This is a genomic window from Streptomyces xylophagus (assembly GCF_000716435.1).
Taxonomy (GTDB): Bacteria; Actinomycetota; Actinomycetes; order Streptomycetales; family Streptomycetaceae; genus Streptomyces; species Streptomyces xylophagus.
Genome location: NZ_JNWO01000012.1, coordinates 201463 through 218564, shown reverse-complemented (window position 1 = coordinate 218564; position 17102 = coordinate 201463). Strand labels below are relative to the sequence as shown.

The window sequence follows — 17102 nt, the reverse complement described above, 5'->3', positions numbered from 1 at the left end:
CCCGCCGCCTTACACCAGTTGGTCGGGGTCGAGGCCGTCGAGCAGGTTGGGTGTCTTGTCGAGGAGGTGGTTGACGAAGCCGATGATCTGCATGCCGGGGACGGTGATGGTGGCGCCGTCGTTCTCGGAGTGGAAGTGCTGGTCCGACTCGGAGTGGCTGTAGCTGCCCTTCACGGTGAACGGGCCCCAGCCGACACTGGCGTTGACCGACACGGAGCTCTGGTGGGTCTGCAACGCCTGGGCCAGCGAGGCGGAGTGGATGGTGAGGTTCCTGATGAACAGGGCCTGGAGCGGATAGCCGATGAAGCGGCCCTGCGGCGGATTGCCGCCGTCGGACGGCATCTGGTCGTAGTTCCAGCCCCGCCCCTTGCGCAGGTCCCAGCCGCGGTTCTCCAGGAACTCCGGGTAGAACCAGGGCCGTACGACCTGCACCTGCGCCATCTCGAAGGACATCGAGAAGTCGTCGACCTGGTAGTTCTCGCTGTAGTCCTGGGAGTTGGAGGTGACGCCCGAACTCGCGCTCCACAGGCCGAAGTTCAGGCCACCGCCGGCCGACCAGGACGTCGTCTCGTAGTGGCTGTGGGAGTCCACCATCTGGTGGTACATCGAGTACGCGGTCCAGCCGTTCGAGGTCGCGAAGTCACCGGGGACGACCGTCGTGTAGTAGAAGGACTGGCCCGGGCCGAGCGCGTTGGTGTTCGCCTCCTTGTAGAAGCGCTCCAGGTTGCGCTTCCACAGCAGCATCGACTTCTCGGTGGTCTGGTCGATGTAGGCGTTGATCTCCTCGACCTCGTTGCGGTACCCGCTCGACGTCCAGTCGTCCATCGCGGCGGCGACCTGCATCGAGTACAGCTGCGCGTTGGCCGCCCAGTCCGCGACCGCCTGTTTGCCGGACTCCCCGATGGCGGCCTGGGCGGCGATGCGCTTGTTGTTGTACGACAGCGCGGCGGTGACGTACGCCTGCATGCACGCCTTGTAGGCCTTGAGCATGGGGCTGTCCTCGGTGACCTGTTTCTCCTGCTCGGTGACGATGTCCTTCACGGTGCGCGTCACCCGTAACAGGCCCCGGAACCGGTCCAGTTTGGCCTTCTGGTCGTCGGTGAGCTGGTCGTCGACGACCTTGGAGAACTTGAGGATCTGGCCGTAGATCTCGCTCAGCCGGGCACCGCTCGCGTTGCGCCACACCCCGTCCTGGCGGCCCGACGAGTACGCCGAGGTCACGTCCGGGATGAAGTCGATGAGCGAGGAGAAGTTGTACGCCTGCTGGAGCAGGAGCTTGTCCTCCGCCGCCGTGGCGCCGGTGCCGATGCCCTGCGCGGCGAACGCGAAGTCCGCCTCCTGGTACGGCAGTCCCGGCATGCACCAGGTGATGAAGCTGGACTTGGCCGGCGGGACGCTGCCGTCGCCGCCGGTGAGCACGTTGTACATCTGGTCGCGGAACGTCCGCCCCAGATCCCCCAGTTGGTATCCCATGACCCCGTCCTGCCCGGGTCATATGACACCTATACGGCGACTTGCGGGCATTCACCCGGATCAGTGAATCACCGGCCGGTTCAGTTCAGGTGGTGGCTCAGGTAGCGGCTCAGGTGGCGGCCTCGATGTTCCGCATGACCGAGGCCAGGGAGTCGTAGTAGTTCGTGGCGGTCGCGTAGCCCGCGTCCGCGACCGCCCGGGCGAAGGCGTACGGGTCGTCGGTGTGGTCGAACGCGGAGGCGTAACGGCTGTTGTTCCGCAGGTAGTTGCCGTGGGCCGTGAAGGACTCCTCGGGGGTCGCGTAGACGCGGAACCAGTCGCGGACGACGTACAGGTACTTGCCGTCGGGGCGCTGCGTCACGGAGATGACCTCCGGGAACTGCACGTCCGGCCGGTCCAACACCTCCTGGGTCCTGAGGAGTTGCCTGCTCTCGGGCGGGTCGGTCGCCTTCGCCTTGATGCCGAAGAAGTTGTTGCCGGGGGCTGCTGTGCCCCAGCCGGATTCCAGTGCCGCCTGACCGAGCGTGACCAGCGCGGGGACGCCGGTCGCCGTCTCGCTGGCGGTGGCGAACTCGCCGTAGAACTGCCGGAATTGGGACCCCTTGCTCGAACTCGGCGGTGCGGTGGCGGCGTTCGACCAGATCGCGTCGTAGGGGCCGGTGAGGCCGGGCCACTGGTCGGCGATGGTGAGGGGGTAGCCGTCCTCCTGTTTCTTGGTGCGCCAGTCGACGGCCACGTACTCGGTGCCCTTGAAGAAGTAGGCCCGTCCGTTCCCGGGGTTGAGGGCGCCGTCGATGCCGTCGCCGATCCAGTCGGCGGTGACTCCGGTCCAGCCGTCGGCGATGAGCTTGGGGTAACCGGGGTCCTGGCGGTCGGCGGTGATGTCGTAGCGGACGTACTGCGGGCCGCTGAAGAAGTAGAGCTTTCCGTCGGACCAGTTCATGACCGCGTCGACGGTGTCGAAGGAGAGGCCGGTCCAGTTGTCGCGGATCGTGAGCGGGTAGCCGTCGTCGACGGTCTGGGTGGCGAACGGGATGCGGACGTACTCCGTGCCCCGGAAGACGTACAGATGGGCCTGGCCCAAGTCGACCGCCGCGTCGATGCCTTCCTCCCAGCCGGGCGGCAACCCGGCCCAGGCCGCGCCGAGTTGCCAGTCCTGGGCCGGGTCCGCCGCGTCCGCGTCGATGTCGTACGTGGACACGGTGGCCCCGACGGTGAAGTACGCCTTGTCCACACTCATGCCGGGATGCATGCTCCGCCGGGGCGGTTCTCATGGCGGCGGACAGGTGTCCCGTTCGGGTGAATTCCGGGAGGAGTCGCGAAGAGGGCGCTATGCGGAGTACGGCCGTGCTTCCCGCGCCTCCTTCAACGCCCGTCCCCACCACACCAGTTGGTCGAGCATCGCCTTCGCCGCCGCGTCCGGAGCCGTGGGGTCCTTGGGGAGGCCCCGGTCGTCGAAGGACGCGCCCGCGTTGTGGAAGGAGACGGTGTCGCGGACCGTGACGGCGTGGAGTTCGGCGAAGACCTGGCGCAGGTGTTCCACCGCGCGCAGGCCGCCCGCGAGGCCGCCGTAGGAGACGAGGGCGACGGGTTTGGCGCGCCACTCGGTGTAGTGCCAGTCGATGAGGTTCTTGAGGCCGGCCGGGAAGGAGTGGTTGTACTCGGGGGTGAGGACGACGAAGGCGTCGGCCGAGGACAGTTTCGGGGTGATGCCGGAGAGTGCGGTGGTCGCCTCCGGGGTCGGGGCGAGGGTCGTCGGCAGGTGGTCGGTGTCTGCCACGTCGACGACCTGGAGGGCGAGGTCGGGGCGGTCGTGGACGTGGGTGAGGAGCCAGTCGGCGACGACCGGGCCGAAGCGGCCGTGGCGGTTGCTGCCGATGACGACGGTGACGACCAAAGGAGGGGTAGTGGTGTCCATGCGGGCAGCCTGGTACCTCAACCATTCTTGAGGTCAAGCTCGGTCGATCGCGCTGCCGACAGGGGCTGCGGTCACCCGTTCACACGCGCGGCCTGCGCTCTTCGGGATCTTCTCAGGTAACGGTCCGCCGTACCCCTATGACCTGCTGAAACGGCGGCGGGACGGGCTGTCGTAGCGCCTTCCTGACACCCATTCACCACACTTCTGACGCTCGCTCAGGAAGCGGGCCGGGCCCGGTGCCACTTTCCTCGGAAGGGCAGCCAACCACAGCTCGGAGGAGCACCGATGCGACGTACCGCCCGTCTGCTGACCGGCACCGCGCTCGCCTTCGCCGCCGCGGGTCTCGCGACCGCGCCGGCGTACGGCGGCGAGAGGGGCAGTCTGGAGGTGTTTCCGTCGAACGCCGTGCCGGGCGGCGACGTCACGGTGAACACGGCGGCCTGCGGCGACGACGGCACGGCCGCCGGTGATGCGAGCGCGGTGGGCGCCGGCACGTTCACGCTGGCGCCGAGTACGCACGAGGGCGATGCGATCGGGCAGTTCAAGGTGCCGCCGAGCGCGCAGCCGGGGACGTACGAGATCGTCGCGAAGTGCGCGGACGGCAAGGAGGTCACCGGCGATCTGATGGTGACGCTGGCCTCGATGCGGCAGCAGGTGCAGCCGCGCGGAAGTGTGAAGACGGGGGTCGGCGGTGCCTTGGGCCCCGACCCCGTGCAGACCGCGGCCGGCGTGGCGGCTCTCGCCGTCGCCGCCGCGGGCGGTACCTGGCTCCTGCATCGCCGGGCGAGAGGCGACGGGATCTGACGGACACCCTCCGCTGTCCGTCCGCCGGTACCGCAAGTCCCCTCCCCCTCCGGGTCCGACGCCCCTCGTGGCCCGGAGGGGGGCGCGGGGCAGCCAGTTGCTGGAGAGGGGTGAGTGATGCGTCGTCGTAGCTGTCGCCGTGGATTCGGCAATACCGCGATAGGGGCCGTCACCGTGGTCGCCCTGTGCACGGGCGCGTGGCTGCTGACCGGCGGCGGTGAGACGAACGCGCCGCCCCAGCCGTCCGCCGCCGAGGGCCGGCCCGACCCGGTCGCCGGGCACACCGCGGCACGTGCGCTGCCACCGTCGCCGCCGGACCGCATCCACATCCCGGCCATCCATGTGGACGCCCCGCTGATGGGCCTCAAGCTGACGAGCACCGGCAGCCTGGACGTGCCCCCGGCCGCGAGGAAGAACCTCGCCGGCTGGTACGAGGCCGGCACCACCCCCGGTGAGACCGGCACGGCGATCGTCGCGGGGCATGTCGACAACGCCGACGGACCCGCCGTCTTCTACGATCTCGGCGCCCTGAAGAAGGGCAACACCATCGAGCTGGACCGGTTGGACGGGAGCGTCGCGCTGTTCACGGTGGACGCGGTCGAGGTGTACGAGGCGAGCCGCTTTCCCGACCAGAAGGTGTACGGGGCCGCGCGGCGGCCGGAGTTGCGGGTGATCACGTGTGGGGGCGGGTACTCGCGGTCGACGGGGTATCAGGGGAACGTGGTGGTGTTCGCGCACCTGAGCGGGAGCCGGTAGGGGCGGCGGGGTTCAGGTCGGTCACCGGCCCTGGTGGTGACCTCGACCGCGTTCAGAGGAAGAGGAGATCGACGTCCTTGTCGATGCAGAACCGCAGGACGATCGCCAGGTTTCGGGCGTCGGTGATGTGCTCTTGGACAAGCCGATCCTGGCCTCGCTCCTGGCACTGGTCAGCGATCTCCTGCACGCGGGACAGGATCGCGGCGCACTCCAGCGGTGAGAGATCGGGGCCGCCGACATCGGGGTGGTCGAGTAGCGGTGTAAGCGGCGTGACGACATCGCTCCAGGAGCGTTGTCCGCCGAAGCCGTCCATCTCGTCGAGACCGAACCCTTCAGCCTGTGCCAACCAGCGCCGGAACTCAGCGAAGCCCTTGCAGGACCAGGCCGCGTCCGGGCTGCTGTTGTCGTCGTCTCCTGGGAACAGAACGAGTCCCACGGCATCCCCCTCATCGGCCGTCCGGTTGGACCGAGCACACAGGATCCGCCGCGGAGCAGTGAGCGGCAACTGAATTGGTCAGCGCGTTCCGAACTTCAGCGGCCGTTCTCCAAGTAGCGGAGTACCGCCAGCACTCGCCGGTTGCCTGTCTCCGACGGTGGCAGGTCGAGCTTCGTGAAGATGTTGGCGACGTGCTTCTCGACGGCTCGTTCGGAGACCGTGAACGCGGTCGCGATCGCGTGGTTGGTGCGGCCCTCCGCCATCAGTGCGAGGACTTCGCGTTCGCGGGGTGTGAGGGTGTCGAGGGCGGTGGATCGGCGGGCGGCGCCGAAGAGTTGGGCGACGACCTCGGGGTCGAGTGCGGTGCCGCCGGCGGCGACGCGTTCCAGCGCGCCGATGAACTCGCCGATGTCCACGACCCGTTCCTTGAGGAGATATCCGAACCCGGCCGGGTTTCCGAGGAGTTGGGCCGCGTGGGTCGTCTCGACGTACTGCGAGAACAGCAGCACGCCGGTCGCCGGGTGCTGCTCCCGCAGTCGTACGGCCGCCCGTACGCCCTCGTCGGTCTGGGTGGGCGGGAGGCGGATGTCCACGACGGCGACGTCGGGGGCATGGGCCGCGACCGCGGTCAGCAGGGACTCCGCGTCGCCGACCGCCGCTGCCACTTCTACGTCCCGTAGCTGGAGCAGTTGGACCAGGCCGTCGCGCAGGAGGGCCGAGTCCTCGGCGATGACGACGCGCATACGGCACGGCTCCGTTCAGAGGCTCAGCGGCTGTGGGGCAGGTCGACCGTGACCACCGTAGGGCCTCCCGGCGGGCTGTCGCAGGTCAGTGTGCCGTCGACGGTACGGACGCGGGCCAGCAGGCCGGTGAGTCCTGAGCCCGCGCCGATCGTCGCGCCGCCCTGTCCGTCGTCGGTGACGCGGAGGCGCAGGAGTCCGTCGCGGGCGGTGACGTCGACGGCGGCGGTCGTGGCGTGGGCGTGTTTCGTGGCGTTGGCGAGGAGTTCGGCGGCGCAGAAGTAGGCGATGGTCTCGACGGCCGGGGTGGGGCGGGTGCCGATGTCGGTGGTGAGGGTGACGGGGAGGGCGCTGTCGGCGGCGAGGGTGGTGAGGGCGGCGTGCAGGCCCTCGTCGAGTACGGGTGGATGGATGCCCTTGACGAGGTGGCGCAGGTCGGTGATGGCCTGGGTGGCGTTGCCCCGGGCGGTGTCGACGACGGTGAGGACGCGGTCGGGTTCGGCGCCGGCGGTGACCAGTTCGCGGATCACGGTGAGGTGCATGGCGAGGGCGACCAGGCGGGCCTGGGTGCCGTCGTGCAGGTCGCGTTCGATACGGCGGAGGGTCAGCGCGGCGTCGTCGACGGCTCGGGCGCGGGTCTCCTCCAGGGTGCGGATACGGCGGGTCGCGGCGTCGGGGCCGAGCAGCACGGTCAACAGGGCGCGGTGCGGGCCGAGGGCGTAACGGAGGAGAAGGGGTGCGACGGCCAGCAACAGCAATCCGGCTGTGAACGGAATCAACCAGCGCGGCCAGGAGTCGAGCTGGTGACCGAAGAACTCCAGTGACACGTGGTGGCTCGTGGACACGGGGTGCGTGGAGCCGTCGGTGGAGCTGCCGGTGGTGCTGTGAACCGTGTTGTAGTTCCAGCGCTTGAGCAGCGGGTGCAGTGTGAACAGGGCGCCGTAGACGTATCCGATGACGACGGCGACGTACGCGAAAACGGCTGTGAACGGTGTCAACAGGGCGCAGCCGACGGCCCGCCAGCCCGCCCGGTCCAGCAGCACGCCCCGCCGCCAGCCAAGAATCCCGGTGCCGCTGCCGCCGTCCTCCGCGCCCGGCTGCTCGATCTCCAGGCCGAGCAGCCGCCGCGCGAGCCCCCGCTGCAGCGCGCCCAGCGCCAGCGCGCCCCGCACGGTCGCGGCCAGCAGCCACAGGCCCAGCGTGGTCACCGACAGCGCGCCGCCGAACGCCAGCCCGACGAGGGTGAGGAAGAAACCGACCAGGGCGAGCGGGAGGGCGAGCACGCCGTAGAGGACGGCGGCCAGGGCGCGGCGGCCGAAGGTGGCGACGGCGAGTGTGCGGAGGCGGGACCACAGGCGGGAGCGGAGGCTCGGCATGGGGATCAACCTAGGAGAGGAGCGACCTGGCGACACGGACCTGCACGGCGGTGAGGCCCCGGACCAGCCACGGCATCAGCAGCAGGAAGCCGATGCCGCCCAGGATCGCGTGGAAGGCCCAGGCGCCGGCGAAGGTGGGGCCGCCCCAGGCGCCGGAGTAGTCGTCGCCCGCGCGCAGCGGCCAGCCGAGATTCATGGGGACGATCGCCCAGCCGTAGACCGTGATGAACAGAGTGAGGAGGTTGAGGGGGGTGGCGAGGAGGGCGTGGCGCAGGCCGCCGCCCCGTGCGGTGCCCGGAATGTCCGTGCCGAGGAAGCGGTGGACCAGGCCCCGTTGCCAGCGGGCTGTGGGGGCGCCGAGGAGGGCGAGCGGGATGCAGGCCAGGCCGAGCGGGAGGGCGAGGAGTGCGTAGGCCGTGCGGCGCCAGGTTGTGGCGGTGAACGGTGCGCGGACGAGGTTCCAGGCGTGGACGGATGTCGGGTCCGGGGCGGTGGTCATGGTGCATCCCCCTGCACATGAATCGGCGCAACTCGTGTGAACTGCTGTGAACCGATGCCTCCAGCTTTCCGCCGCCGCCCGCTGTACACGATGGTGCCTGCACGGGACCCGGGGGTTCGGTTAACCGAACCTCACACTGCTCCCCCGGCGCGCACCCCGAACCCTCACACCCCCCGCGCGCTCCCGCTGAGGGCAGCGTTCCGCGCGGGAAACAGGTGTGATGCGGTCGGGTAACACCGGCGTCGCAGGCTCCTGGGCATGACCTCGAATCCGCGTGTGGTGCCCACCATCGTGCTCGTCGGCCACGGCATGGTCGGACAGCGCTTCCTCGAAGCGCTCGCCGAGCGCGGCCTGACCGCGACACACCGCGTGGTCGTGCTGTGCGAGGAGCCGCGTCCGGCGTACGACCGCGTCCAGCTGACCGCGTACTTCTCGGGCCGCACACCCGAGGAACTCTCGCTCACGGACCCGGAGTTCATCAAGGACCACGGGATCGAGCTGTACATCGGCGACCCGGCGGAGACGGTCGACCGGGCGGCGCGGACCGTAACCGCGCGCTCGGGCCTGACCGTTGAGTACGACACGCTCGTCCTCGCCACCGGCTCCTATCCGTTCGTGCCGCCCGTTCCGGGCAAGGACTCCGACGGCTGTTTCGTCTACCGCACGATCGAGGACCTGCTCGCGATCGAGGAGTACGCCAGGTCACGGGCGACGACGGGTGCCGTGGTCGGTGGTGGGCTGCTCGGTCTCGAGGCCGCCGGTGCGCTCAAGGGGCTCGGACTGGCCACGCACATCGTGGAGTTCGCGCCCCGGCTGATGCCGGTGCAGGTCGACGAGGGCGGTGGCGCGGCCCTGCTGCGCACGATCGAGGACATGGGTCTTACGGTCCACACGGGGACCGGTACGCAGGAGATCCTCGCCGACGCGGACGGCGCGGTGACCGGCATGAAGCTGTCGGACGGCTCCGAACTCGCCACGGACATGGTGGTGTTCAGCGCCGGGGTCCGCCCCCGCGATCAACTCGCCCGTTCCTGCGGCCTGTCGGTCGGTGAGCGCGGTGGCATCGCGGTCGACGAGCAGTGCCGTACGGTCACCGACCCGCACGTGTTCGCGATCGGCGAGTGCGCGCTGGCGGCGGACGGCCGGGTGTACGGGTTGGTGGCGCCCGGATACGAGCAGGCGGAGACCGTCGCCGCGACCATCGCGCGGGACGAATCGGCGTTCACCGGCGCCGACTTGTCGACGAAGCTGAAGCTGCTCGGCGTGGACGTGGCGTCCTTCGGTGACGCGCACGGCACCACCGCCGACTGCCTCGACGTCGTCTACTCCGACGCGCGGGCCGGCACGTACAAGAAGCTGGTGATCGGGCGGGGCGGCGAGCTGCTGGGCGGCATCCTGGTCGGCGACGCGGACGCGTACGGCACGCTGCGCGCGTTCACGGGGTCCGTACCGCCGGTCTCCCCCGAGCAGTTGGTGCTGCCGGCCGGTTCGGGGGGCGCCGTCCAGCTCGGCCCCTCGGCGCTGCCCGACGAGGCGGTGATCTGCTCCTGCCACAACGTCACCAAGGGCACGATCCGCGGCGCGGTGACGGACCACTCCTGCACGAGCGTGCCCGAGGTGAAGAAGTGCACCAAGGCCGGTACCGGCTGCGGGAGTTGCGTCAAGGTGCTCGGCCAGCTGGTCACCGCCGAGCTGGAGGCGAACGGCGTCGAGGTCGACAAGGGCCTGTGCGGCTGCTTCGCGCAGACCCGCGAGGAGTTGTACGAGATCGCCCTCGCGCTGCGCATCAACTCCTACCAGGATCTGCTGGACCGCTACGGCCGTGAGGGCGCCCGGGGCGGCGACGGCTGCGAGATCTGCAAGCCGACGGTCGCCTCCATCATCGCGTCCCTCGCCCCGACGATCGGCGCGAGCGGCTATGTCCTCGACGGCGAGCAGGCGGCCCTCCAGGACAGCAACGACCACTTCCTCGCCAACCTCCAGAAGAACGGCTCCTATTCGATCGTGCCGCGCATCCCCGGCGGCGAGATCACCCCCGAGAAACTCATCGTGATCGGCGAGGTGGCCCGGGACTTCGGCCTCTACACCAAGATCACCGGCGGCCAGCGCATCGACCTCTTCGGCGCGCGGGTGGAGCAACTCCCCCTGATCTGGGCGAGGTTGGTGGACGCGGGCTTCGAGTCCGGCCACGCGTACGGAAAGGCCCTGCGCACGGTGAAGTCCTGCGTCGGCCAGACCTGGTGCCGCTACGGCGTCCAGGACTCCGTCCGGATGGCGATCGACCTGGAGCTGCGCTACCGGGGCCTGCGCTCCCCGCACAAGCTCAAGTCGGCGGTGTCCGGCTGCGCCCGCGAGTGCGCCGAGGCCCAGTCGAAGGACTTCGGCGTCATCGCCACCGCCAACGGCTGGAACCTCTACGTCGGCGGCAACGGCGGCGCGACCCCGCGCCACGCGGACCTGCTGGCACAGGACTTGAGCGATGCCGAACTGGTGCGTCTCATCGACCGGTTCCTGATGTTCTACATCCGTACGGCCGACCGGCTGGAGCGCACGAGCGTGTGGCTGGAGCGGATTCCGGGCGGCCTCGACCACATCAGGGACGTGGTCGTGAAGGACTCGCTCGGCATCTGCGAGGAGCTGGAGTCGTTGATGGCCGCGCATGTCGCCGGGTACCGCGACGAGTGGGCCGAGACCATCAACGACCCCGAGCGGCTGGCCCGGTTCGTGTCCTTCGTGAACGCGCCCGACACCCCGGACCCGGTCGTCGGCTTCATCCCCGAGCGCGACCAGATCAAGCCCGACCTGCCCCTGCTGACCATCGGCATGCGGCGGCCCCAGCAGCCCGCAGACGTCCTGGAAGGAAGCGCCCAGCGATGACCCTGGCTCCCGAGACGACCGACCTGAAGGTCCAACTACGGCTGGACTCCGAAGACTCCGAGAACGAGGTCTGGTTCACGGTCTGCGACCTGAACCTGCTCGTCCCCGGCCGCGGGGTGGCGGCCCTGCTGCCCGACGGCCGCCAGGTCGCCCTCTTCCGCGACCGCTCCGGCAGCCTCTACGGCATCGACAATCGCGACCCGTTCAGCGGCGCGGCGGTCCTCTCCCGCGGCCTCACCGGCACCCACCAGGGCCGCCCGTTCGTCGCGTCGCCGCTGCTCAAGCAGCGGTTCGACCTGGTCTCCGGGGAGTGCCTGGACGACGCGTCGGTGCGGGTGGCGACGTACGAGGTGCGGGCGGGGTGACGACGTAGGAGGCGACGGGGCGCCGGCCGTCCTGGTCGGCGACACGGTTCACCGAGTTGCTGGTGGCGTCACTGCGGCGGGACCGGTCGCTCTGACCCACGACCTGCACATGAGCCTCACAGAGGAACATCACGCTCGTAACACACTTCCCTGACAATCTGATCCGGCCGCGTGGGAGCGCTTCCCATCACAAGTCGGCCGGAGAGAAGGGCAGTTCGGCACGTGAAGCTCGACATGTTCAGCGAGATCCAGGACCCCAGGCCGTGGGCGACCGAGGACCACGAACACCGGCGGATCACCGAGGCGGTCGAACAGGCCGTGCTCGCCGACGAGTTGGGGTACGACTGCTGGTGGCAGGTGGAGCACCACGGCGCGGCGGAGTTCAGCCTCAGCTCGGCGCCGGAGCTGCTGCTGGCGGCGCTGTCGCAGCGCACGTCCCGGATACGGCTCGGGCACGCGGCCGTACTGGCACCGGCCGAGATCAACCACCCGAGGCGGGTCGCCGAACGGGCCGCCTGGCTGGACCAGTTGAGCGGCGGCCGGGTGGAGCTGGGCCTGACCCGCTCGACGGCGCCCGAGTGGCGCATGTTCGGCGTGGACCCGGCGGGCGCCCGCGCCCAGACCCAGCGGGCCTTCGAGGAAATACCCCGCCTGTGGACCGGCGACGGCGACCAGCCCCTGGTCCCCGCGCCGCTCCAACAACCGCACCCGCCCCTGTGGCAGGCGGCCTCCAGCCCGGCGTCGTTCGAGGAGGCGGGCCGGCGCGGAGTGGGCGTCCTGGGCACCACCCTCTGGGAGCCGCTGACCCGGGTGGCCCGGCTGGTCGAGCTGTACCGGGAGGCGGTGGCCGACTGCGAGCGACCGGTCGGCGCCTTCGTCAACGACCAGATCGCGTTCTTCACGTTCGTCCACTGCGCGGAGACCGACGAGGAGGCGCTGCGGTCCGGCGCGGCAGCGGCGGCGGCCTGGTACACCGCCCGGGCACTCACCTTCTTCGAGGCGGCCGAGGCGTTCGTGGAGACGATGACGATCCAGCAGGGCATCCTGGCCGACCCGACCGGCGGCGGCCTGACCGGCGCGTTCCTGCGCGACGAGGCCGACGCGGCCCCCAACGCGGCCCAACTCGCCATCGGCCGCGTCCTCCAGGGCGAGACGGTCCCGGAGGACGAGCTGTTCGAGGCACTGATGGCGCAGGACTCCCTGATCGTCGGCAGCCCCGACACCTGCCGCAAGAAGCTGCGGGCGTACGCCGACGCGGGCATCGACCGGCTGATGTGTTTCCAGCAGGTGGGGGCGATCCCGCACGAGCGGGTGCTGGACAGCATCCGGCGGGTGGGCGAGCTGATTCCCGAGTTCGCGTGACCGGCGCACCCTCTTATGCAGGCAGGCTTTCTTGACTGATCGTTCCCGTTAAGCCTAGCCTGCTGGACATGGCCAGGACCAAGGAGTTCGACCCCGAGGCCGCGCTGCGGGCAGCCCTGGAGCTGTTCTGGCGGCGCGGCTACGAGGCGACGTCGATGTCCGACCTCGTCGAACACCTCGGCATCGGGCGGGCCAGCATCTACGCGACCTTCGGCAACAAGCACGAGCTGTATCTGAAGGCACTGGAGAGCTACGACCGGGCCGGACTCACGCCGATGGTCCGCGAGTTGTCCCAGCCGGGCCCCGCACTGCCGCCCGTGCGGGCGATCGTCCGGCGGTACGCGGCCGAGGCGGCGAACGAGCAACTCCGGTCGCTGGGCTGCCTGGTGACCAACACCGCGGCCGAACTCGCCCCGCACGACACGGCCGCGACCCGGCTGGTCGAGCGCAACTGGGACCAGTTGGAGGCCGTGTTGCGCTCGGCGCTGGTGCGGGCCCAGGCACAGGGCGAGTTGCCCGCCGACCGCGATCCGCTCGCCCTCGCGCGCATGCTGCTGGTGCTGATGCAGGGGCTGCGGGTGGTCGGCAGGGCGTCCGGGGACCCGGCGCGGGTGCGGGACGCGGCGGAACAGGCGTTGACGCTGCTCGACTGAGACTCCGTTCCGCTCAAGGCGCTTCCTCGCGCCCTCATATTGAACCGATCGGTCAAGAAAGAGGCCCGTTCATGAGCACCCGCTTCAGCAACCGCTTCTCCGGCAGGACCGCGCTCGTCACCGGAGCCGGGTCCGGTATCGGGCGGGCGATCGCCCTCGCGTTCGCGGCGGAGGGGGCGAATGTCGTCGTAGCAGGGCGAAGGCGGGAACCGCTCGACGAGACGGTCGCCCTGATCGAGGCGGAGGCCGGGATCGGCGGCGGGAAGGCCCTCGCGGTGAGCGCCGATGTGTCGCAGGCCACCGACGCCCACGCCCTGGTGCAGGCAGCCGTCGACCGGTACGGCTCACTCGACGTGGCCGTCAACAACGCGGGGATCTTCCGAGGCGGACGCCCTCTCGCAGACCTCACGGAGGAGGACTGGCGCACGCAGCTCGACATCAATGTCACCGGAATCTTCCTCGCCCTCCAGGCCCAGATCCGCCAGATGCGCGTCCAGCCGTCCGGCGGCGCGATCGTCAACGTGGCGTCCACCTTCGGCGTGCACACAAGCAGCCCCGGGGCCGCCGCCTACGCCGCGTCCAAGGCCGCCGTGGCCGTGCTCAGCAAGGGTGCCGCCGTGGACCACATCCGCGAGGGCATCCGTATCAACGTGGTCAGCCCCGGCGCCACCGACACCCCCATGTCCCTGCGCGCCGGTGAGACGGAGGCCGACCGCGCCGAGCGAGTGAAGGCCACGCTTCCGCTGGGCCGTATCTCCGCCACGTCCGAAGTGGCCGCCGCCGTCCTCTACTTGGCCTCGGACGACGCGGCGTCGGTGGTGGGCACGGACCTGGTGGTGGACAGCGGAGCGACGGCATGAGGACCGGCAACTCGGTGGCTCACGCCTTGAGTTGGTCGTACACGACTCCCGTCAGCTCCTCCGAGGCAGCCCAAAGCCGTTGCCCCATCGGGTCGTTGCGGGTCCAGGGTGCCCGCCAGGACGGTGCCGGTGCTCCGCGCCACATCGCGATGCGGGGGCCGAAGAAGGAGTCGGGGCGTACGTCGGGGGCGGTCGCAGCGTAGAGGGAGGGCAGCGCGCCGGCCTCGGCAGGCTGGGCGAAGACTCGGTTGCCGAGTTCCATGAGCCGTTCCGTACCCCGGCGTCCCTCGGCCTGCGGCCCGGCGGTCTGGAGGTTGGTGGCGGCGTACCCGGGGTGGGCGGCGGTCGCGATCACCCCCGAACCGGCCGCCGCGAGCCGCCGCGCCAGCTCGTGTGTGAAGAGGAGGTTGGCGGTCTTGGACCGGGAGTACGCGGTCCAACGGCTGTACCGGCGCTCGCTGTTGAGGTCGTCGATGTCGATGTTGGCGAGCGCGTGCATGAAGCTGGAGAGCGTGACGATCCGGGCGTCGGGAGCGTCGAGCAGCGCCGGCAGCAGCAGCCCGGTGAGCGCGAAGTGCCCCAGGTGATTGACCCCGAACTGCGTCTCGAAGCCGTCCACCGTCGTGCCGTACGGCATCGCCATGACCCCGGCGTTGTTGACGAGCAGATCGAGCCGCTCGTACGGGAATATTGCCGCGAACTCCCGTACGGAGGCCAGGTCCCCGAGGTCCAGCCGTCCGAACTGGGCCTCGGCGCCCGGCACTTCGGCCACGATCCGGTCGGCGGCCGCACTCCCCCGCACCTCGCTGCGACAGGCGAGCACGACCCGGGCGCCCTTGCGGGCCAACTCCCGCGCGGTGACGTAGCCGAGCCCGCTGTTGGCCCCGGTGACGACGGCGACCCGGCCGCGCTGGTCGGGGATCGCCTTCTCGTTCCAGCCGGACATGGGCAGGTCCCTCCGTGAGCGGGTGGAGTCTCAGCGTACGAGAGGCGGCGCGGCGGCGCTCCGGTCACAGCGCGCGACATGTCCATCACGAGATGGTCACTCCTTCTTCACATCCCTCACCGGGGCAATACGGTCCATGTCTCACCGGACACAGGGGGACGAGATGACCCATCCATACGCCAGGCCACCCATGCCACGGCCCCAGCCGGAGCCCGTCCGGCCCGCACCCCGCTGGGCCAGGAAGCGATACGTGCTCCCCGCGCTCGCGCTGGCCCTCTTCCTCGGCGCCGGTATCGGCGCGTCCGGCCAGGACACGAAGAAGGACACGGCGAGCGACGCGAAGCCCGCGGCGGCCAAGCCGCAGCCGACGATGACCGTCACGGCGACCACGACGGAGACGGTCACCCCGGCGCCCGCACCCACGGTGGCCGCCACGAAGACCGTCAAGGTCACCAGGACGGTCACCGCGGCGGCCGCGGCGGGAAGCGGCTCAGGCTCCGGTTCCAGTTCCGGTTCCGGTGGCAGCGACTCCGGCGGCGGCAGCGTCTACTACACCAACTGCACCGAGGCCCGCGCCGCCGGCGTCACGCCCCTCCACCGCGGCGATCCCGGCTACGACTCCCACCTCGACCGGGACGGGGACGGGGTCGCCTGCGAGTGAGCACTGAACCGTCGTAGCGACTCAGTGCGCGGGGTCCGTGATCCGGCGGTCGATCTCGAACGCGAGGGTGAGTTCGGCCAGTTCACGGGGTTGGGACAGGGACCGGCCCGTGTGTTCCTGAAGTCGGCGCAGGCGGTGCCGGACGGTGTTCGGGTGGCAGAACAGGGCGACGGCGGCACGGTCGGCGGAGCCGTCGGCGTCGAGCCAGGCGCCGAAGGTGTCGAGCAGCAGGGCGCGGTCGCGGTCGGTGACCTGGTCGAGCGTGCCGAGGGTGGCGCGGGCGACGGTGCGCATGACCTGGGGGGCGCCGGCTGCCGCGACGGCCAGCGGGTCCCGGTCGAAGACGGTGACCCGCCGGCCGTCGTACGCGCCACGCAGGGCGATCCGGGCCAGCTTCAGGGCCTCGGCGGTTCCACGCAGGTCGGGGTAGGGAGGGCTGATCCCGATGTGGCCCTCGGTGGCGGCCTCCAGGGCGTCGGCGAGGGCCGCGACACGGGGGTGGGTGCCGGGCAGTCGTGCGATGCCGACCTCGGCGTCGTGCAGCAGTCGCCACGCGGAGGCCACGCCGAGCGGTCGCAACAGGTCCTCGGCGCGCGCGAACGCGTGGCGTCCGGCCTCCGGCACCTGGGCCGCGACGACCACATAGGGACCCTGTGTCGGCAGTCGCAGGATGCCGACGGCCTCGTACACGTCGGCGTCGCCCAGGCGGCCTTCGAGGAGCGCCTGCAGTACGGCCGAGCGTTCGGCTTCGCGGCTGAGGGTCTGGGAGGTGACCTCCTCGCGGTAGCCGTCGGCCATCTCCTGGGTGAAGGTGTCGAGCACGAGCCACATCTCGGAGGCGGCGCGGAGGGCGGCCTCGGGGGCGACTTCGCCGGTGGCGGCGGGTTCGGCCAGGCGTTCCCACAGGAACCGGGCGGATACGCGGTACGCCTCCATCACCGCGGTGAGGGGGACTCCGGCCTGTGCGCGCCGTCGGCCGTTGTCACGGGACTCCGGTGAGGAGAGTGCCGGGGCGTGGCCCATCGGGCCGAAGACGAAGTCGATGTTCGCCAGACAGGTGCGCCGCAGTTCCGCGACCGTGATCACGTCGTCGCTCCGGTAGACCGGCACGGCCGCCCGGATCCGCTCGACCATCTCGTCGGCCAGTTCACCGGCCCGCTCCAGCATCCGAGCGCCCAGCAGTGCGACCTGTGCGCCCATGGGGTCGGGCGCTGAATGTTCCATACGCCAACCGTAGTTGCCGTAGACCCGCGAATTGCCTGGGAACCGACCTCCGTACGGCATCCTCATTGTCCTTCGGAACAATCCAGCCAGGGCACTCGTGTAGCCCCGGACATCGACCCGGGCCCGGCTCCGAGCCCAGGATGAAGGGGCCC

At 70.4% G+C, this 17102-nt stretch carries 17 protein-coding genes; 8 read left to right on the top strand and 9 right to left on the bottom strand.

The annotated features are described in order from the left end of the window. Positions 1 to 9 precede the first annotated feature (9 nt). The 3 genes from OO70_RS27045 to OO70_RS27035 all read right to left on the bottom strand — a co-directional run bounded on the left by OO70_RS27045 (position 10) and on the right by OO70_RS27035 (position 3391). On the bottom strand, positions 10 to 1473 hold the full coding sequence (locus OO70_RS27045) for a hypothetical protein (RefSeq protein WP_043676660.1): 1464 nt from the start codon (positions 1471 to 1473) through the stop codon (positions 10 to 12). A gap of 109 nt (positions 1474 to 1582) precedes the next feature. After that, positions 1583 to 2713, bottom strand: coding sequence for a hemopexin repeat-containing protein (locus OO70_RS27040; protein WP_043676658.1), 1131 nt, complete (start codon positions 2711 to 2713; stop codon positions 1583 to 1585). 90 nt (positions 2714 to 2803) lie between these two features. Then, positions 2804 to 3391 (bottom strand): NADPH-dependent FMN reductase, encoded by a 588-nt coding sequence (locus OO70_RS27035; RefSeq protein WP_043676656.1) that lies wholly within the window; start codon positions 3389 to 3391, stop codon positions 2804 to 2806. 285 nt (positions 3392 to 3676) lie between these two features. On the opposite strand from OO70_RS27035, the gene OO70_RS27030 reads away from it, so the two are divergent. Together OO70_RS27030 and OO70_RS27025 are read left to right on the top strand one after the other, a co-directional pair. Continuing rightward, the gene (locus tag OO70_RS27030) at positions 3677 to 4195 is read left to right on the top strand and encodes a hypothetical protein (protein WP_043676654.1); all 519 of its coding nucleotides are present in this window, start codon (positions 3677 to 3679) and stop codon (positions 4193 to 4195) included. Between the two features lie 117 nt (positions 4196 to 4312). Beyond that, entirely contained in the window at positions 4313 to 4951 is a 639-nt protein-coding gene (locus tag OO70_RS27025; RefSeq protein ID WP_043676652.1) for a class F sortase, read from the top strand. 52 nt (positions 4952 to 5003) lie between these two features. Here OO70_RS27025 and OO70_RS27020 read toward each other — a convergent pair whose 3' ends face one another. The 4 genes from OO70_RS27020 to OO70_RS27005 all read right to left on the bottom strand — a co-directional run bounded on the left by OO70_RS27020 (position 5004) and on the right by OO70_RS27005 (position 8002). After that, entirely contained in the window at positions 5004 to 5387 is a 384-nt protein-coding gene (locus OO70_RS27020) for a hypothetical protein (protein WP_043676649.1), read from the bottom strand. Positions 5388 to 5482: 95 nt separating this feature from the next. Further along, positions 5483 to 6130: a response regulator transcription factor gene (locus OO70_RS27015; RefSeq protein ID WP_043676647.1), complete on the bottom strand. Its 648-nt coding sequence runs from the start codon at positions 6128 to 6130 to the stop codon at positions 5483 to 5485. A gap of 23 nt (positions 6131 to 6153) precedes the next feature. Then, positions 6154 to 7503 carry a sensor histidine kinase gene (locus OO70_RS27010; RefSeq protein ID WP_043676645.1) on the bottom strand — a complete coding sequence of 450 codons (1350 nt, stop codon included), beginning with the start codon at positions 7501 to 7503 and terminating at the stop codon, positions 6154 to 6156. Positions 7504 to 7513: 10 nt separating this feature from the next. Beyond that, positions 7514 to 8002, bottom strand: a complete 489-nt coding sequence (locus tag OO70_RS27005) for a hypothetical protein (RefSeq protein WP_043676643.1) — start codon at positions 8000 to 8002, stop codon at positions 7514 to 7516. A 258-nt stretch (positions 8003 to 8260) separates the two neighbouring features. Between OO70_RS27005 and nirB the strand changes: the two genes are divergently transcribed. The 5 genes from nirB to OO70_RS26980 all read left to right on the top strand — a co-directional run bounded on the left by nirB (position 8261) and on the right by OO70_RS26980 (position 14119). Next, entirely contained in the window at positions 8261 to 10879 is a 2619-nt protein-coding gene (gene nirB, locus OO70_RS27000; RefSeq protein WP_043676642.1) for a nitrite reductase large subunit NirB, read from the top strand. After that, entirely contained in the window at positions 10876 to 11244 is a 369-nt protein-coding gene (gene nirD, locus OO70_RS26995) for a nitrite reductase small subunit NirD (protein WP_043676640.1), read from the top strand. The genes nirB and nirD overlap by 4 nt, the downstream gene beginning before the upstream one ends. Before the next feature lie 222 nt (positions 11245 to 11466). Then, positions 11467 to 12606, top strand: coding sequence for an LLM class flavin-dependent oxidoreductase (locus OO70_RS26990; protein WP_043676638.1), 1140 nt, complete (start codon positions 11467 to 11469; stop codon positions 12604 to 12606). Positions 12607 to 12674: 68 nt separating this feature from the next. Next, a complete protein-coding gene (locus OO70_RS26985; protein WP_043676636.1) occupies positions 12675 to 13259 on the top strand; it encodes a TetR/AcrR family transcriptional regulator in 585 nt (194 codons plus the stop codon). Between the two features lie 71 nt (positions 13260 to 13330). Beyond that, positions 13331 to 14119 carry an SDR family NAD(P)-dependent oxidoreductase gene (locus OO70_RS26980; RefSeq protein WP_043676634.1) on the top strand — a complete coding sequence of 263 codons (789 nt, stop codon included), beginning with the start codon at positions 13331 to 13333 and terminating at the stop codon, positions 14117 to 14119. Positions 14120 to 14138: 19 nt separating this feature from the next. On the opposite strand, the gene OO70_RS26975 is transcribed toward OO70_RS26980, so the two are convergent. Beyond that, a complete protein-coding gene (locus OO70_RS26975) occupies positions 14139 to 15065 on the bottom strand; it encodes an oxidoreductase (protein ID WP_043676632.1) in 927 nt (308 codons plus the stop codon). A gap of 163 nt (positions 15066 to 15228) precedes the next feature. On the opposite strand from OO70_RS26975, the gene OO70_RS26970 reads away from it, so the two are divergent. Next, entirely contained in the window at positions 15229 to 15726 is a 498-nt protein-coding gene (locus OO70_RS26970) for an excalibur calcium-binding domain-containing protein (protein ID WP_043676630.1), read from the top strand. A gap of 21 nt (positions 15727 to 15747) precedes the next feature. Here the strand turns inward: OO70_RS26970 and OO70_RS26965 are convergent, their stop codons facing one another. Then, positions 15748 to 16950, bottom strand: coding sequence for a PucR family transcriptional regulator (locus OO70_RS26965; RefSeq protein ID WP_063749741.1), 1203 nt, complete (start codon positions 16948 to 16950; stop codon positions 15748 to 15750). Between the last annotated feature and the right edge of the window lie 152 nt (positions 16951 to 17102).

What these genes read in the sequence shown, in the direction of transcription:
- nirB (WP_043676642.1), top strand. Translation starts at nt 8,261, where the DNA reads ATGACCTCGAATCCGCGTGTGGTGCCCACCATCGTGCTCGTCGGCCAC.
- OO70_RS26970 (WP_043676630.1), top strand. Translation starts at nt 15,229, where the DNA reads ATGACCCATCCATACGCCAGGCCACCCATGCCACGGCCCCAGCCGGAG.
- OO70_RS27015 (WP_043676647.1), bottom strand. Translation starts at nt 6,130, where the DNA reads ATGCGCGTCGTCATCGCCGAGGACTCGGCCCTCCTGCGCGACGGCCTG.
- OO70_RS26980 (WP_043676634.1), top strand. Translation starts at nt 13,331, where the DNA reads ATGAGCACCCGCTTCAGCAACCGCTTCTCCGGCAGGACCGCGCTCGTC.
- OO70_RS27005 (WP_043676643.1), bottom strand. Translation starts at nt 8,002, where the DNA reads ATGACCACCGCCCCGGACCCGACATCCGTCCACGCCTGGAACCTCGTC.
- nirD (WP_043676640.1), top strand. Translation starts at nt 10,876, where the DNA reads ATGACCCTGGCTCCCGAGACGACCGACCTGAAGGTCCAACTACGGCTG.
- OO70_RS27045 (WP_043676660.1), bottom strand. Translation starts at nt 1,473, where the DNA reads ATGGGATACCAACTGGGGGATCTGGGGCGGACGTTCCGCGACCAGATG.
- OO70_RS27025 (WP_043676652.1), top strand. Translation starts at nt 4,313, where the DNA reads ATGCGTCGTCGTAGCTGTCGCCGTGGATTCGGCAATACCGCGATAGGG.
- OO70_RS26965 (WP_063749741.1), bottom strand. Translation starts at nt 16,950, where the DNA reads ATGGAACATTCAGCGCCCGACCCCATGGGCGCACAGGTCGCACTGCTG.
- OO70_RS27030 (WP_043676654.1), top strand. Translation starts at nt 3,677, where the DNA reads ATGCGACGTACCGCCCGTCTGCTGACCGGCACCGCGCTCGCCTTCGCC.
- OO70_RS27010 (WP_043676645.1), bottom strand. Translation starts at nt 7,503, where the DNA reads ATGCCGAGCCTCCGCTCCCGCCTGTGGTCCCGCCTCCGCACACTCGCC.
- OO70_RS27040 (WP_043676658.1), bottom strand. Translation starts at nt 2,713, where the DNA reads ATGAGTGTGGACAAGGCGTACTTCACCGTCGGGGCCACCGTGTCCACG.
- OO70_RS26985 (WP_043676636.1), top strand. Translation starts at nt 12,675, where the DNA reads ATGGCCAGGACCAAGGAGTTCGACCCCGAGGCCGCGCTGCGGGCAGCC.
- OO70_RS27035 (WP_043676656.1), bottom strand. Translation starts at nt 3,391, where the DNA reads ATGGACACCACTACCCCTCCTTTGGTCGTCACCGTCGTCATCGGCAGC.
- OO70_RS26975 (WP_043676632.1), bottom strand. Translation starts at nt 15,065, where the DNA reads ATGTCCGGCTGGAACGAGAAGGCGATCCCCGACCAGCGCGGCCGGGTC.